The sequence below is a fragment of the Micrococcus sp. FDAARGOS_333 genome (assembly GCF_002206575.2).
GTDB classification, from domain to species: domain Bacteria; phylum Actinomycetota; class Actinomycetes; order Actinomycetales; family Micrococcaceae; genus Micrococcus; species Micrococcus lylae.
This window is the reverse complement of the sequence record NZ_NJFJ02000001.1, coordinates 718,872-734,273: the sequence shown is the minus strand read 5'-3', so window position 1 is coordinate 734,273 and position 15,402 is coordinate 718,872. Positions and strand designations below refer to the sequence as shown.

General features: G+C 66.9%; 16 protein-coding genes and 1 tRNA gene. 11 read left to right on the top strand and 6 right to left on the bottom strand.

Translation table 11 applies throughout. From position 1 onward, the window contains the following. Positions 1–59 precede the first annotated feature (59 nt). Together tadA and CEQ11_RS03355 are read left to right on the top strand one after the other, a co-directional pair. Complete coding sequence (tadA, locus tag CEQ11_RS03360) at positions 60–512, top strand: tRNA adenosine(34) deaminase TadA (RefSeq protein WP_070638136.1); 453 nt, start codon at positions 60–62, stop codon at positions 510–512. A 68-nt stretch (positions 513–580) separates the two neighbouring features. After that, positions 581–668, top strand: a tRNA-Ser gene (locus CEQ11_RS03355). Between the two features lie 108 nt (positions 669–776). Here CEQ11_RS03355 and CEQ11_RS03350 read toward each other — a convergent pair. The 4 genes from CEQ11_RS03350 to CEQ11_RS03335 form a co-directional block, all read right to left on the bottom strand. Further along, the gene (locus CEQ11_RS03350) at positions 777–2,129 is read right to left on the bottom strand and encodes a hypothetical protein (protein WP_088477754.1); all 1,353 of its coding nucleotides are present in this window, start codon (positions 2,127–2,129) and stop codon (positions 777–779) included. 322 nt (positions 2,130–2,451) lie between these two features. Further along, on the bottom strand, positions 2,452–2,769 hold the full coding sequence (locus CEQ11_RS03345) for a hypothetical protein (protein ID WP_088477753.1): 318 nt from the start codon (positions 2,767–2,769) through the stop codon (positions 2,452–2,454). Positions 2,770–2,853: 84 nt separating this feature from the next. Continuing rightward, positions 2,854–4,815 carry a phage/plasmid primase, P4 family gene (locus tag CEQ11_RS03340; protein ID WP_088477752.1) on the bottom strand — a complete coding sequence of 654 codons (1,962 nt, stop codon included), beginning with the start codon at positions 4,813–4,815 and terminating at the stop codon, positions 2,854–2,856. Beyond that, positions 4,812–5,120, bottom strand: a complete 309-nt coding sequence (locus tag CEQ11_RS03335) for a hypothetical protein (RefSeq protein ID WP_088477751.1) — start codon at positions 5,118–5,120, stop codon at positions 4,812–4,814. The genes CEQ11_RS03340 and CEQ11_RS03335 overlap by 4 nt, the downstream gene beginning before the upstream one ends. Before the next feature lie 1,128 nt (positions 5,121–6,248). Between CEQ11_RS03335 and CEQ11_RS03330 the strand changes: the two genes are divergently transcribed. Both CEQ11_RS03330 and CEQ11_RS03325 read left to right on the top strand, forming a co-directional pair. Next, the gene (locus CEQ11_RS03330) at positions 6,249–6,608 is read left to right on the top strand and encodes a helix-turn-helix transcriptional regulator (protein ID WP_006590980.1); all 360 of its coding nucleotides are present in this window, start codon (positions 6,249–6,251) and stop codon (positions 6,606–6,608) included. Then, the gene (locus tag CEQ11_RS03325; RefSeq protein ID WP_067191811.1) at positions 6,605–7,207 is read left to right on the top strand and encodes a cadmium resistance transporter; all 603 of its coding nucleotides are present in this window, start codon (positions 6,605–6,607) and stop codon (positions 7,205–7,207) included. The genes CEQ11_RS03330 and CEQ11_RS03325 overlap by 4 nt, the downstream gene beginning before the upstream one ends. Positions 7,208–7,454: 247 nt before the next feature. On the opposite strand, the gene CEQ11_RS03320 is transcribed toward CEQ11_RS03325, so the two are convergent. Further along, entirely contained in the window at positions 7,455–8,084 is a 630-nt protein-coding gene (locus CEQ11_RS03320) for a TetR/AcrR family transcriptional regulator (protein WP_088477750.1), read from the bottom strand. A 62-nt stretch (positions 8,085–8,146) separates the two neighbouring features. On the opposite strand from CEQ11_RS03320, the gene CEQ11_RS03315 reads away from it, so the two are divergent. The 6 genes from CEQ11_RS03315 (at position 8,147) to CEQ11_RS03290 (ending at position 14,105) form a co-directional block, all read left to right on the top strand. Then, on the top strand, positions 8,147–8,776 hold the full coding sequence (locus tag CEQ11_RS03315) for a DUF998 domain-containing protein (protein WP_227718713.1): 630 nt from the start codon (positions 8,147–8,149) through the stop codon (positions 8,774–8,776). A gap of 365 nt (positions 8,777–9,141) precedes the next feature. Continuing rightward, a complete protein-coding gene (locus CEQ11_RS03310) occupies positions 9,142–11,943 on the top strand; it encodes a DNA methyltransferase (protein ID WP_088477748.1) in 2,802 nt (933 codons plus the stop codon). Positions 11,944–11,947: 4 nt separating this feature from the next. Then, positions 11,948–12,526 (top strand): recombinase family protein, encoded by a 579-nt coding sequence (locus tag CEQ11_RS03305; protein ID WP_088477747.1) that lies wholly within the window; start codon positions 11,948–11,950, stop codon positions 12,524–12,526. Between the two features lie 341 nt (positions 12,527–12,867). Continuing rightward, positions 12,868–13,197, top strand: a complete 330-nt coding sequence (locus CEQ11_RS03300) for a hypothetical protein (protein WP_088477746.1) — start codon at positions 12,868–12,870, stop codon at positions 13,195–13,197. Further along, positions 13,194–13,535, top strand: a complete 342-nt coding sequence (locus tag CEQ11_RS03295; protein WP_088477745.1) for an antirestriction protein ArdA — start codon at positions 13,194–13,196, stop codon at positions 13,533–13,535. Before CEQ11_RS03300 ends, CEQ11_RS03295 begins: the two co-directional genes overlap by 4 nt. A gap of 18 nt (positions 13,536–13,553) precedes the next feature. Beyond that, positions 13,554–14,105 carry an antirestriction protein ArdA gene (locus CEQ11_RS03290; RefSeq protein ID WP_088477744.1) on the top strand — a complete coding sequence of 184 codons (552 nt, stop codon included), beginning with the start codon at positions 13,554–13,556 and terminating at the stop codon, positions 14,103–14,105. A 42-nt stretch (positions 14,106–14,147) separates the two neighbouring features. Here CEQ11_RS03290 and CEQ11_RS03285 read toward each other — a convergent pair whose 3' ends face one another. Next, positions 14,148–14,414, bottom strand: a complete 267-nt coding sequence (locus tag CEQ11_RS03285) for a helix-turn-helix domain-containing protein (RefSeq protein WP_088477743.1) — start codon at positions 14,412–14,414, stop codon at positions 14,148–14,150. Positions 14,415–14,509: 95 nt separating this feature from the next. Here CEQ11_RS03285 and CEQ11_RS03280 point away from each other — a divergent pair, with 95 nt between their 5' ends. Further along, positions 14,510–15,241 (top strand): hypothetical protein, encoded by a 732-nt coding sequence (locus CEQ11_RS03280; RefSeq protein WP_088477742.1) that lies wholly within the window; start codon positions 14,510–14,512, stop codon positions 15,239–15,241. Positions 15,242–15,402: the final 161 nt, after the last annotated feature.

Sequence of the window (15,402 nt, the reverse complement as noted above, 5' to 3'; positions counted from 1 at the left end):
CTGGAGCGGTGACCGACTCCCCTCTCTCCCTCGACGAGCGCCCGGCCGAACACGCCTGGATGGGCGTCGCCCTCGAGGCGGCCCGCGCGGCCGGTGAGGCCGGAGACGTGCCGATCGGGGCCGTCGTCGTGGGGCCGGACGGCGAGGTGATCGCCTCCGCCGGCAACGAGCGCGAGCAGGTCCACGACCCCACCGCCCACGCCGAGGTGCTCGCCCTGCGCCGTGCCGTGGCCGCCCGGCAGGCCGACGGGAGTGCGGGCGGCTGGCGACTAGAGGACTGCACTCTGGTGGTCACCCTCGAGCCCTGCCCCATGTGCGCCGGCGCCGTGCTGCTCGCCAGGATCCCCCGCGTGGTGTTCGGCGCCTGGGACGCGAAGGCCGGCGCCTGCGGATCCGTGGTGGACGTGCTGCGGGACCCCCGGTTCAACCACCAGGCCGAGGTGCGCGCCGGCGTCCGGGAGGACGAGTGCACCCGCCTGCTCCGCGACTTCTTCGCCGCCCGCAGGGGCTGAACGCCGCGCCAGCCCCCCGACGCCCGGTTTGGGGTCGGCAGAGGGTCTCGGGTAGTCTGCACCAGTCTGGTGACGTGTCCGAGCGGCCGAAGGTGCAGCACTCGAAATGCTGTGTACGGTAACCCCGTACCGTGGGTTCAAATCCCACCGTCACCGCACAGATGAAGGGCCCGGGAACCGCAGAAACAAGCGGATCCCGGGCCCTTCTGCATGTCCGACGATGGACTCGCGGTAACGCAGCAGTAACACGAAGGCTCGAGGACCTCACCCTCCAGCCTCGAACTCCCTCCTCGAGGAGGAGGACGGGAGGTCCAGGGGCGAGGTGTCGTCGAGGAGTCTCTGAGCGCGAAGCGCCGTAGCCTCGTGCTCCTTGACCCTCTCGGCGACCGTCTTCCCGGACTTGAGCCTCACTGCCCCTGCCAAGCCGACGAGGGACCGAGCTGTCTCCAGCTCATCCTCGAGATCCTCAGCCAGGCGGGCGAGAGCCGCTCTCTGAGCCTCGGCGGCAGCCCGTGCATCCTGAGCGGCCCGGAGATCCTCCGCGAGGTTCTCCCGGGCTTCCTTCGCCCCGGCGGCGAGACCGGCAGCGTAGCCCTCCTTGCGCCCCTCGTCGCGGGCCTTGCGTCGGATCGAGACGGCCTCCTCCTCGGCCTGGGTGCGCTCCTTGCGGGCGGCCCGACGGTCCTCGAAGGCGGCATCCCCGTCCCTCTTCGCCACAGCGCGGAGGGCCTCCGACTTCTCGGCCTGCGCCTCCGCCTTGCGCAGGGCATCCTGTGTCCGCTCGTAGGCCGCCTTGTCCTGCCCGACGCCCTCGCGCTCCGCGTCGACGGTCAGCTCCACATCCCAGCCGCGCTCGCGCATGTGGGCCTTGAGGTTCTCGTGGAGACGGCGGAGCTTGGCCGGGCCCGACATGGCCTTCCCGTCCTCGTCGCGGACGTCTCGGTGGGAGAACCACGCCCGGGAGGCATCAGCCCGGAGGAAGCCGTCCTTCGTGGGATGGTCAGCGAAGGTGTCGAACGCCCACTGCGCGTGCGGCGTGCTCTCCGAGTGCTGGATGCTGCGGGCAAGGAGAGCATCCCGACCGCCGGGGATCTGGTGCTCGACGAGGAACTCCTCCACGTCCTCGAAGTACCGCCGTGCCTCGTCCGGGTCCCGTGCCACCCACCGCGAACGACGGACCGGTTTCCCGTCGTCATCGAGGACCGGGTTCCCCTTGTCGTCGAGGACCGGGTAGACGTTCGGCACCTCCTTGCAGAGCGTCCTCGGGAGGTGCGCGACCAGGTAGCTCGTCGTGACCGTCCCTCCCGTGGCCTTCTGCTTTCGTTCGTTCCAGACGTCCTCGCGGATACCCCCGGCGACCCGATCCGCGCGACTCCGTCCGTACTCCTGGACGTGGCGCTGCGCCTCGGCGACCGAGGCAGGCTGCACCCACTCACCATCCACCGTGTGCACCCAGTTCTCGTTGAGATGCTCGTCCGCAAGCACGATCGAAGGGTTCTTCCGCGCCCAGTAGGCGGACCTCTCCGGAGAGGCGGACCGGCACATCTCGTCCACGACCGCACCCCTCTCACCGAGGTTCTTGCCGTGCGTGATGTGCAAGGATGCCCTGCCGACCATGTTCACTCCTTGTCGTCGTTCACTCTGTCTTTGGTCACCCAGTCGGTGGAGGAGAGCGGGGCCCCTGCTGCGCACCCCCTTCTCTCCTCCACCGACGACACTTCGTCTCCACGGGGACCCCTGCTGCGCCGCCCCGTGGACACGAAGTGTCTTAACCCCGTAAGACAGACACTCGCTGGCGCTCGGTCTGTCCGGGGCCCTGCGGGGCTGGCCTCCGGCCCCACTCCTCGCTCGCTCGGAGCGTGTCCTTCGGCCTGGTCGGCGGGACCGGCACCCACAGGGCACCGGCGACCCGCCTCCCTCGACGGCCTGGCGGCCGTCGTCAGCCGTCCGACCTCTCCTCCGGGTGGCCGGCGGACGCCGGCCACTGCCCCGAAGTCGTGGTCTGCTGCTTCTCGGCCTCACGCCGAGCCTTGGACTCGGCCCGAGCCCGGCGGCGAGCCTCGGCCTTGTCGGCGAGGGCCCGCCGGGCCCGGCGGGCGAGGTTCGCGTAGCCGTCCGGCTGCTCCTCACGGAGGAGGCGCAGCACCTCGGCATCGACCTTCGCCTGCTCGGCGGCAGCGCGAGCGCGTGCCTTCTCGGCCTTCTCGCGCGCCTCCTTGCGGATCGCGGCCAGCTCGGCGTCAAGGGTGTTCGTCATCGGTCGTTCCTTCCTTGTCAGTTCTGGTTCTTCAGGGTCGAGTTGGTGCTGTCTGGCCGTGCCCATCCCGGCCGGTCGGGTGACTCAGGGGAAGGCGATGCCGCTGTCGATGTCGAAGGCACTGCGCTCGGTGCTGCCCGAGTCCTCGTCGGGCGACTCAGCGGGGAAGGCGATGCCGCCGTCGATGTCGAAGGGATTGCGCTCGGTGCTGTCTTCCTCGTCGGGTGACTTAGCGGGGAAGACGATGCCCCGTTCGACCAACTGGGGCCGGATCTTGGCGTAGTTGAGCTCGTCGAGGACCTCCCGTGGGGTCTTTCCAGACTTCTGAACACTTGTCCACATCGAGCTCTTCACCAGCCCACGGGCCTTGCGGGCCACCCGCGGGGAATGACGCCCCCGGAGCTGCTCGAACCAATGACGAAGCGCTGACTCCGGTGGGTAGTTATCCGCCCTGTACTCGGTGTGCCCGACGAACCAGGTCGACGTGCTCAGCTCCTGGTCCTTGCCACCATTGCCTGCTGGGACGGACCACCCGTCGGGCAGGTACTCCTTCAGACGCTGAGTGAACACTCGCTGAGCCTCGACCGAACCTGCAGGATTGCTCTCCCTGCGCCAGTGCTTGAAGACCTCATACAGGAAGCCGAACGGCAGGAAGACCATCTCGTCGAACTTGTCGAAGAACTCGTCGACGAACTCCATGACCGGATCGGAGGAGACCAACGCCTCGTGGTTGGCCTCGACGACCGCCGTCGACGACTCGTCCAGACTCTCGTAGGGCTTCAAGCCCACCAGCGCCTGCCACGCGAACCACTCACGGACCTCGGCCCGGCACAGATAGTCGTCCTTGATCGCAGGGTTCTTCTTCGCCCCGGCGAACCGGGCCGTGAACGGCACGAAGACCAGCCGGTCGCGCAGCGCCTGGGACTTGTCCTTGAACTTCTGGGAGACCTCGTTGAGCGAGACGATGATCGCCATGCGCAGCTGGACAGCCATCGGATCCCGGTGCTTGCGGTCGATCGTCACCGGGTCGCGTGAGATCACCTGCTTGAGCCGAGCGGCGTCCTTGATGAACGTGCCCACATCGTCCTCGTCCACCAGGTCCACACGGCGACCGATCGCACCCGACAGGGCGAACTGGTCCCCGAACTTGGACGGCGGGATCGCACACGTCAGCGAGGCGCCGACCACCTGGCGGATCAGCTGGAGGAACGTGCCCTTGCCGTTCAGGCCCGTGCCGGTGAGGTACACCATCTTGCGCCAGTCGTGACCGGGCCGCAGGCACATCCCAAGGACCTGGAGCAGCAAGGTGTCGATGCCCTCGTAGGTCTCCTGGAACCACTGCTCGGCGTTCCAGGGGCTCCCATCGGCCTGGACGATCTCGGGGACCTGCGGAGGCTGCTCAGGAAGGTTCGTCGCAAACTTCGCCAACGTCACCCGGTCAGGCGAGAAGGGGAATCGCTCCCTAGAGTGGTAGTCGTACCAGCAGTTCGCCATCGGGATCAGGCCGGCCTCAGCCGTCTCTGCCACCTCCTCCGCCCTGATCCGCAGCTGCCGATCGAACTCCTTGGTCCAGTTCCCATCGGCAGTCGGCTTCAGCGACAGAGCGAGCGAACCCACGCCCTCGTCGCCGAGGACCTCGTAGGTGCCGGCCTTCTCGCCCGACTCCTGATAGACGGCCAGCAGCCCGACGCCGCTCACGCCACTGGTGTCGCTGGGGACCACCACTCTCACCTCGTGCTTGGCCAGCGCCAGCACAGCCGCCTGGGCCGGCAGGAGAGACGTCGGCCGAGCCACCCGGACCAACCCCCGATCCTTGCGCTGCTCGTTCAACGCCTTCACGGCCGCCTCCGACCTGTACACGCACAGACGAGCCTGATCTTCGAGGGAACTGTCGGGATAGCAGCGCGCAACCTCGCAGGCGACCTCCACCACCACCTCGTCGGTCGTCCTCACACACACCGGGGTGGTAAAATCACCTTCAGCGTCGCCAAACGCATTCTTCGCCGCCCCGTTCACCGCGGGGCGGCTTTCGTTTTCCACGGTCATGCCGCGACACCCCCGTTCGTCACAGCGCGGAGACGATCCAGCTGACCCTCGGTCAACTGCGGGGCGGCCGCGACGACGGCCTCGATGTACGGGTCGATGTCGGTCGACGGCTCCGGGCCGGTCCGACGTCGGAGGGCGAGTGCGTCGGCGTAGCGGACACGGCGGATCTTCTCACCCATCTGGATGACAGGGACCCGTCCGTCCTGGACCCAGGAGCGGAAGGTGGAGTAGGAGACACCGGCGACCTTGGCCGCCTGGGTGAAGTTCAGCTCGGACTCGGGCCGAACCAGGAAATACTCGGACATGGAGCACCTCTGAAGGCAGGCACACCCTCTTGGCCTCGACTGGGCTGCGTCCGAGGTCTCCGGCCCCCTGATGTGACCGATCTAGCCCGCCATCTGACCTTCGTCAGACCTCCGTCCGGGTGCTCTGAGACGGCACAACAATCCTAGCGACTGTTGCGCAACAATGCCAGCAGTAGGGGCAGTCAAACGCTTTTTCCCTGATCAGAGAGTATTTCACTCGGCTCGGCCGGCTCGCCGACGTCGGCCGGGTCGGGGTCGACCTCACCCACCCGTCGGCAGGTGGCCACATGGGGCGCTGGCGCGCCCGGCTAGTCCCCTTGGGGGTCCACGGGGGAGGACGGGGGGAGGGGGCAGCGAGGTCTGTGCGACAGCTTGCATCGACTGTCGCACAGCGAAAATCCTTGTGCGACAGCGTGTGCGACAAGTGTTTTCTCCTGATCAGAATGTGTTTCCGTCGGACTGTCGCACTGTCGCACAGGGATCTGACTTTCTATATGCGCGCATGCAGGCGAAAGCCACGTACCGTCGTGTGCGCATTATTTAGTCTTTTCTTGTGCGACAGTGCGACAAATGGATACGAAACATGCTCTGATCAGGCTTTCTTAGAGTCGCACACGCTGTCGCACACGCTGTCGCACACAAATCCTTGTGCGACACGTTGCCGCCCTCCCCATGTGCCCCTGCCCGCGGGGGCTCCTCGGCCCCGCCCGTCCCCCTGCCCGCGGGGCGCGCAGCGGCCCCGCCGGGCGCCGCGCAACCGTCCACGGGCGGCAACCATCCACGGGCGCCGTAGGGCAGGTGAGGGGGCAGCAGCGATCCGTTGCCCATCTGCAGCCGCCCTCCCCATGTCCTTTGGGCAAGCAGACCTAACTGTTGTGGGTCATGAGGTTCTTGACATGGGCACCGGGCTGAGATGAGACGAGTGGGCCTCTCCCGCAGGATGGAAGTTCCTACACCACCCACCTGCCCGAAAAGACCCACTCATGACTCACGCTAACGCACCCCTGACCCCCACCGGCCGACTCAGGATGGTCCACCGCCACCTGCACGACGGGATCCCCTTGCGGGCATGCGATCTGGGCTGACGCCTGTGACCGAGTGTTCAGTGCGCGCTGTATAGTTCAGTGCATGCTGACTATTGCTTCGCGTCTCGACGTGATGAACCGCCTGGGTCGTGCACTGGCCGACCCCACTCGATCCCGGATCATCTTGACCCTGCTCGACCATCCCGCTTACCCGGCGGAACTGGCCCGAGATCTGGACCTGACACGCCCGAACGTGTCCAACCACCTGGCATGCCTGCGCGATTGCGGGATCGTCGTCTCCGAGCCCGAGGGTCGTCGGACACGATATGAGATCGCCGATTCGCACCTGGCGCAGGCGCTGACGGCACTGGTCGATGCCACCCTGGCAGTGGACGAAGACGCCCCGTGCATCGATCCCGCCTGCTCGCTTCCCGGATGCGACGCAGCTGGGGAGGGCGCATGAACCTCACCTCGGTCTTGCAGGCGATGGGCCTGTTCGCAGCGACCAACATCGACGACATCATCGTGCTCTCCCTCTTCTTCGCGCGAGGGGCAGGCCAGCGCGGCACTACCGCCCGCATTCTGGCCGGCCAGTACCTCGGATTCGCCGGCATCCTCGGTGCCGCGGTCCTGGTGACCATCGGCGCCGGAGCATTCCTGCCCTCGGCAGCCATCCCGTACTTCGGTCTCATCCCTCTAGGCCTCGGCCTCCGGGCCGCATGGCAGGCCTGGCGCGGAGACGATGACGACGATGACGACGAGGCCAAGGTTGCCGGCAAGAAGGTCGGCGTGTGGACAGTCGCAGGCGTCACCCTTGCCAACGGCGGCGACAACATCGGCGTCTACACCCCTGTCTTCCTCAGCGTGGAACCTCTCGCAGTAGTCGCCTACTGCATCGTCTTCCTCGCGCTCGTCGCGGTCCTGGTGGCCCTGGCAAAGTTCGTCGCCACCCGCCCCCCGATCGCCGAAGTGCTCGAACGCTGGGAGCACATCCTCTTCCCCATCGTTCTCATCGGCCTCGGCATCGTGATCCTCGTCAGCGGCGGAGCCTTCGGACTCTGACGTAGCGGCAGCGATCCAAACGGCCCCGACCGGGCGCACCCCTCTCGGTTCAGACCGCGACACCTACCTGCAGCCAGTCCTGCGTGATCGCGGCAACAAGACCGCCACGGAGCGCTGCAAAAACCCCGCCACCAAGCGAACCAAGCCACACCCAGCGCTGCCCGTCAACCCCGCGTCGTACCGGAAACGAACGTTTGTGGCACGTGCCGATTGGGGTTCCCCATGTGGGATGCACGCCACCTCTCGGTCAACTGGCCGGATCTCCGCCGCTCAGGTGGGCGAAGTGGCGACGGACGATGGTGGCGGCGCGGTGCGGCGGCATCCGGTCGGGCTCGGAGGCTCGAGCGACTGCGAGACCGTCGAGGACGGCGAGCAGATGCCCGGCTTCCTCGGCCGCGTCGAGCTGTGGGAAGAGGTCGGCGATGAGGCCGCGCAGGTAGTTCTCTGTCAGTGACCATCCGGCAGCAAAGGCATCGGCGACGGCGCCACACTGCGTAGCCTTCGCTGCGAACCACAACCAGACGATCGTGGCGTTAGTGTCCCCGGCCTCTCCATCGGGAGCCTCAATCGCGTTGGCCAGGAGTTGACAGAAGGCGAGGAATGCAGCAGCTGCCCCCTCCTCGGCCAGCACCCGATGGGTCAACTCTTCAGCACGCGACTTGAAGTGGGCGGTTACGTGATTGGCGGCGGCGACCAACAGAGCATCCTTGGTGGCGAAATGATACTGAACGGCACCAATAGAGACACCTGCCTCAGCAGCCACGCGCCGCACTGACAGGCCGTCAAGACCGTCACGGACCAGCACTTGCACGACAGCGTCCATCACCAGCTCCCGGACGGAGTTGCGGCCACTTCCGGTCATTGCTACGGTATCCATACGTTCGTATGGTACATGAGGGGGACGTAGTGAATCGATACCGCGCCGGAGCCGTGGCTTGGATGGCCAGCGCTGTGATATTCCCTCTGCAGCTGCTGGTCGCGCTGCGGTGGCCCCAGGGGTACTCGGTGACGCACAACGCCATCAGCGACCTCGGGGTCGTCGGTTGTGGGCAATTCTCCGAACAGGGCCAGCAGGTGCGCGACGTTTGCTCTCCATGGCATCCGCTGTTCAACGCCGGCATGGCCGCATCCGGTGTGCTGATCATGATCGGCGCGATCTTGATGTACGGCTGGTGGGACAGCCGCTCAGGTCGAGCTGGGATGATCTTGATGGCGCTGACCGGGCTCTTGGTCTCGATCGTCGGCCTGGCGCCGTGGGACATATATCCCGGGGCGCACGATAGTGCCGCACTCGGCCAAGCGGTCGCACAGTGGCTGGCAATGGGCATGCTCGCCGCAGCTGCTGGGCCGGGGCGCTTCCGCCAGCTCACAATTGTGGCCTTGGTGGTGTCAATAGTCGGGTTCGCAGCGTTCCTCGCGGCGCTGGAGGGGGCCGAGGTGCCTTGGTTGGGGCTCGGCGGCGCCGAACGGATCTCCTTTGACACGCTTAGCCTCTGGACGGCCCTTGCCGGTGTAGCTCTCATGACAAGCCGCGGAGTTCGCGATAAGGCTTCAACCAGCGCCTGCTGACAGATCGTCGGTCCAAAACAGAAGGGGGCTCACCGTTCCCGCTACGTGTTGGCGATCGTCTTGCGGGACGCCGTCCCGCAGTCATCGCTCCGGAGCCACAACGACGGGGCCGCCATCGAGCGTCGGAAGATCCCCGCCAATGAGCGGACGAAGTCACACCCCGCCACCAAGCGAACGAAGCCACATCCCTTGTCAGGGCCCTTTCTGAGCTGCACTGTTGCACTATCGCTTGTCCAACCGTTCCGCTACGATCGGGATAACGGACAGGGTTTTTGCGACACGGTTCCGGGCCTTGAGGCCCTCCATGACCGTCGCGCCGGCCCTGTCCTGGAAACGACCGGTTTCAGAACAGCAGGGAGCAGGGCATGGGTGGAGATGTGAACTACGCGGCGGAGAAGCGCAAGCGCGTGCAGCGCGCCAAGGACTTCGCCGAGAAGTGGAAGGGCCGCGGCTACGAGAAGGGCGACACCGCCTCGTTCTGGCTGGAGCTGCTGCGAGACGTCGTCGGCATGACCGACGTGACCACCTCGGCCCGCTTCGAGACCTCCACCAACAAGCGCGGGTACATCGACGTCGTCATCCGCGACGCCAAGACCGTCATCGAGCAGAAGTCGCTGGGCGTGGACCTGGACAAGCCGGAGCTGCGCCAGGGCATCATGGTCACCCCGTACCAGCAGGCCAAGAACTACGCGGACTCCCTGCGCAACTCGGAGCGGCCGGACACGATCATCGTCTGCGACTTCGACCACTTCCGCATCCACGACCTGGACTCCGACGACCCGGAGAACGGCTACACCCACTTCCGCCTCGAGGAGCTGCCCGAGCAGCTGCACCTGCTGGACTTCCTGGTGGAGCCGGAGCTCGAGCGTCGCCGGCGCGAGGAGAAGGTCTCCCTGGATGCCGGTGCGCTGATCGGCAAGCTCTACGACCTGCTCCGCGCCCAGTACATCGACCCGGACTCCGACGAGTCCAAGCACTCGCTCAACGTGCTCTGCGTGCGCCTGGTCTTCCTGCTGTTCGCCGAGGACGCCGGCCTCTTCAGGAAGAACGCCTTCTACCGCTATCTGAAGCCGGTGCCGGCGGACCGCGCCCGTGCTGCCCTGAAGGAGCTGTTCGCCCAGCTCCGAGCCAAGCCCGAGGAGCGCGACCCCTACGCCTCCGCCGCCCTGAAGGCATTCCCCTACGTCAACGGCGGGCTGTTCGAGGCCGACGTCGAGATCCCGCAGCTGACCCAGGAGATCGTCGACGTCCTGCTGGACGAGGTCAGTGAGGGCACAGACTGGTCCCAGATCAGCCCGACCGTCTTCGGCGGCGTCTTCGAGTCCACGCTGAACCCGGAGACCCGTCGTGCCGGTGGCATGCACTACACGTCGCCGCAGAACATCCACAAGCTGATCGACCCGCTGTTCCTGGACGACCTCAAGGCCGAGCTGGACACCATCCTCACCGCCGAGGGCGTGGGCGACCGCAAGCGGCGCAACGACCTGATCCGCTTCCACGACAAGATCGCGGCGCTGACCTTCTTCGACCCGGCCTGTGGCTCCGGCAACTTCCTGACCGAGACGTACATCCAGCTGCGCAAGCTGGAGAACAAGATCCTCTCGGTCATCCACCATGACCAGGCGATGTTCGGCTTCACGGAGGAGCACTCACCGCTGAAGGTCTCGCTGAAGCAGTTCCACGGCATCGAGATCAACGACTTCGCGGTCAACGTGGCGACGACTGCCATGTGGATCGCAGAGCTGCAGGCCAACGCCGAGGCCGAGACCGTCGTCTACAGCCAGATCAAGGACCTGCCGCTGCGCGACTCCGCACACGTCGTCCTCGGCAATGCGCTGCAGGCCGACTGGGCCGAGGTGCTCGACCCGTCTGAGTGCGACTACATCATCGGCAACCCGCCGTTCATCGGGTACTCCAACCTCAGCCCCGACCAGAAGGCCGACCGCACGCGGATCTTCGGCAAGGACGGCAACCTGCTGGACTACGTCGCCTGCTGGTACAGGCTCGCCGCCGACTACATGGAGGGCACCACCATCCAGGCGGCTCTGGTGTCGACGAACTCGATCTGCCAGGGCCAGCAGGTCCTGCCGCTCTGGAGGCCCCTTTTCGATCGCGGCGTCTCCATCAACTTCGCCCACAGGACGTTCGTGTGGGCCTCCGAGTCCAGCGACGCCGCACACGTCCATGTCGTCATAGTGGGCTTCAGCTTCATCGATCGCCCGGACAAGCTCCTGTTCACCTACGACCGCACCGGCGTCACGATCGAGCAGGTGGACCAGATCAACGCCTACCTCGTCGACGCGCCGCATGTCTTCATCGGAAGGAGGCCACGACCGATCTCGGCCTCCCTCCCCATGATCCGGGGCTGTCAGCCCTCGGACGGGCGCAACCTGCTGTTGACGCCCAAGGAACGCAGCGAACTGATCGAGGCGGAACCCGCGGCAGCTGAGTGGGTTCGCGAGTTCTCGATGGGGGCTGAGTTCATCAGCGGTGAGGACCGCTACTGCCTCTGGCTTGTGGATTGCCCCATGCAGACCCTTGCCAACATGCCCAAGGTGCTCGACCGAGTGAACAAGGTCAAGGAGATGCGACTGGCATCGACCAAGGCCGCGACTAGGAAGAAGGCATCGACACCCTGGCTCTTCGACGAGATCCGCTATCACGGTGAAGGCGCGTACCTCGCGGTTCCCTCGGTTTCTTCGGAACGCCGGCAGTACATCCCGATCGGCTTCGTGACCGATGGGATGATCCCTGGGAACAAGCTCTACTTCGTGCCGGACGCCACCGAGTACGACTTCGGGGTCCTCACCTCGCGTGCCCACAACGCCTGGATGCGAAACGTGGCAGGACGCCTCAAGTCGGACTACAACTACGCCAACACCATCGTCTACAACAACCTGGTGTGGCCCGACGCCGACGCCCACGAGCAGCTGCTCATCACCGACTGCGCCCGGGCGGTCCTCGACGCCCGCGCGCAGTACGCCGGGGCGACGTTGAAGGAGCTCTACGACCCCGACAAGGCGTTCCTGTACTCCGACCTGGTGCAGGCCCACAAGGCCCTCGACGACGCCGTGGAGCGCGCCTACGGGCTGGAGCCCGGCCTCGACGAGAAGGACCTGGTGGCCCACCTCTTCGAGCTCTACCGCCAGGCCACCGAGGAGGCCTGACATCATGCAGATCGGCTACGCCCGCGTCAGCACCAGCCGCCAGGAGGAGTCCCTCGCCACCCAGCGCGAGGCCCTCCTGGCAGCTGGCTGCGACCCCGAGCACTTCTTCCAGGACACGATCTCGGGCCGGAAGTGGGACCGTCCGGGCCTGCAGGCCGCGATCGACTACGCCCGCACCGGCGACGTCCTCACCGTCACGCGCCTCGACCGACTCGGCCGCGGCCTGCGCGAGGCCGTGGAGACGATCGCCGACCTCCAGGACCGCGGGATCGCCGTCAAGAGCCTGGACCCGCAGCTGGACACCAGCCGCCCCGCGGACAAGGTCGTCGCCCACGTCATGCTGTCCCTGGCCGAGTGGGAGCGTGACCTCCTGTCCCAGCGGACCCGCGAGGGCCTGGCCCACGCCCGGTCGGAGGGCCGCTTCCCCGGCCGACCACCGGCCCTGACCGACGCGCAGGTCAGGATGGCCCAGGCCAGCATCTCGGCCGGTGAGTCCCTCACCTCGGTGGCCACGTCCCTCGGCGTCTCACGCTCGACCCTCTACCGGGCCTTGGACCGCGTGGAGAACACCGAACAGGGCTGAGCCCTCCCACACGCACAGAGCCCCTCCAGCAGGCCCTCACGGGCCCGTGGAGGGGCTCTGCTGTCCCCGGAGGACCTGTGGCCTGCCGCGGGGGAGAAAAGCGCCCCTCCGGCGGAAACGGGATCAAGGCCGGAGGGGCTGGCGGCGAGGCGCGAAGGGGGGATGGCCTCAGCCGCTGTCACCACCCTACGGGGCCGGGCGACCACCACGACACCGGGGGCACGAGTCTGTGGACAACCCTTCCAGCGCTGACGACGCGCCGGCGGAGCCGTCGCCGGGGACCTGCGCGACAGCAGGAGCCGTGACGGTCACGGTGCGCTGCTGTTGCGAGAGGAGCCACCATGGCCACCACCACCCACCCTGTGCGCCTGCGGCTGGTCGACGAGGACGTCTACGCCCGCATCCGCTGGAGCCCGCGCACGCAGCTGCTGGAGATGATCTGGCCCGACGGCGAGGCCGAGGTCCTCAACTGCGACCTGACCGTCTACGGCTACGCCCCGCAGATCGGCGAGGTCTTCTTGAAGGACTGGTCCGAGCACGAGGGCCTGACCGCGTCCCTGGTCGAGGCCGGCATCGTCACCTGGACCGGCAGCTACTGCATCGGCCCGTTCAACTCCAGGGCCTACCGGGCCGCGGTGCTCGTCGACAACCTGGCGGTGATGGACCGATGACCCGCCTCACCCCGCCCGCCGTGGACCAGACCCTGGACCTCGCGCTGGAGCAGGTCGAGCCGTGGCTCCACGACGCCCTGCGTGCCTGGGTCGACGCCGGGGCCCACACCTACGACCACGACGGCGTCCCCGTGGTCTCGGACTTCCTGGAGCGCTACCAGGGCGAGTACGAGGACTTCGAGGACTTCTGCCAGCAGTGGATCGACTGCAACGACTACCACCAGGGCTGGCCCGAGGAGGCCCAGCGCTACTTCGACTTCGACCGCTTCGTCCGCGACCAGCGCAACGGCTGGACCGTCGCCGACGCCCCCGAGGGCGTCTTCGTCTACTCCCTCTGAGCCTTGAGGAGGCATCCCATGACCGTCACCACGATCACCGTCACCTACCCACCCCGCATCTGGCCAGGCTGCCTGCACTGCTACAACTCCGGCCGTCTCGTGGGCCGCTGGTTCGACCTGGAGGACTGGGAGCAGGTGAGCATCGAGTCCATCCACGACGCCCGCCATCCTGCGACCGTCTGGTGCGAGGAGATCCTCTGCCTGGACACCGAGCACCTGCCGACCCGAGGCGAGCCGGACCTGATCCAGGTCAGCCGCTGGGCCGAGGTCTACGCCGAGGTCGGCGAGCAGGACTGGCCGGCCTACTGCGCCTGGGTCGAGTCCGCAGGCTACGCCGCCGACGCGGACGGGCTGCCGGACACCGGCACCTTCCGTGACGCCTACGCCGGGCACTGGCCCGACTTCTCCGACTACGGCTGGCACCTGATCGAGTCCACGGACATGCTCGGCGACTGGCCCGAGCAGGCCCGCAGCTACTTCGACTTCGAGAAGTGGCTGGGAGACCAGCGCTACAGCCACTCCGTCGAGCCTGCACCCCACGGCGGCGTGTACGTCTTCCGGGAGTGCTGACCGACGAGACCCCCGGGGCCACGGCCTCGGGGGTCTGCGTTCTCAGTCCATCGGTGCCGGCTCATGCAGCCGGCCAGGGTGCTCGTGGCACACGACGCCGACGAGTTCGCCGATCGGGACCGCCAGCGCGTGGGCGACCGCATGGAGCGTGGTGATGCGTGCGGCGACCCTGCCGGCCTCGATCTGGATGACGGCCTTCCTGCTGATCCCAGCGGCCTCGGCGAGCCGCTCGATGGACCATCCGCGTGCCCTGCGCAGGCGCGCGACCTCGACGCCGAGGGCTCGGAGGTCGGGCGGGTTCGCAGGCATCCTCCCAACGTGCACAGTGCACGCGCAGGAGGCAGTAACCTAAAGGTGTCTATTTTTGCCCCCTGATCGGGCTTTTCATCACACAGGAGTCTTCGATGAAACGGATCTCATCCCTCTCACTTCTAGCTGCTGCCACCCTTGCTCTGACCGCCTGCGGAGGTGGAGACCCCGAGGCCGGCTCCTCGTCCGCCCCGGCCGACAACGGCTCTGCCGAGCAGTCCGCCGGCACCGACTACCCGACCCCGGAGTCCAACCAGGGTGAGGGTGCACCCGCCGAGCCGCCGATCGTCGGCTACCAGGGTCACCCACTGGAGGTGCTCGACGGCAACTCGCTGAAGATGCGCGTCGACTTCGAGCTGCGCAGCGACCAGCCGGACCAGGACCCCGGCTCCGCCGCCATCAAAAAGGAGCTCGAGGAGCCCTACGAGCTGATCATCTCCGACTACAACTTCTCCGTCCCCGAGGGTGATCAGTGCGGTGCGGACAAGGCCGCCGCCCAGTTCCAGGCCAACCTGGAGATGGACGACCCGGAGCGCCAGATCCGCGCCTACATGCCGAACCTGTGGAACCTCCACACCGAGGAGATGGTGCGCTCCATCCCGAGCACCGACACCGAGGGCCGCCCGCTGCTGGACATCCGCCCGACCAGTACCACGTGGGCGCACACCTGGATGCTGAAGGACGGCTATGCCACCTACGGCGAGTACCTGCCCTCCCCGGAGGAGGTGGACGAGCTCTACCGCTCCACCTACACCCAGTTGGAGAAGGACGTGGAGTACGCTCAGGAGAAGGGCGACGGCATCTGGGCCGACTGCCCGGCCGACTGATCTTCACCGCCTTCACAGCACAGCACCCCTGCCCCACAGGCAGGGGTGCTGTGTTTTTGACGAGGAGCGACCCTCAGAGGTGCTGTTTTGCCTGATCAGACCGTGAAGACACCGATTTTCGAGGCCTCTCGCACCACGCCGAAGTCGTCGAAACCCCTGAT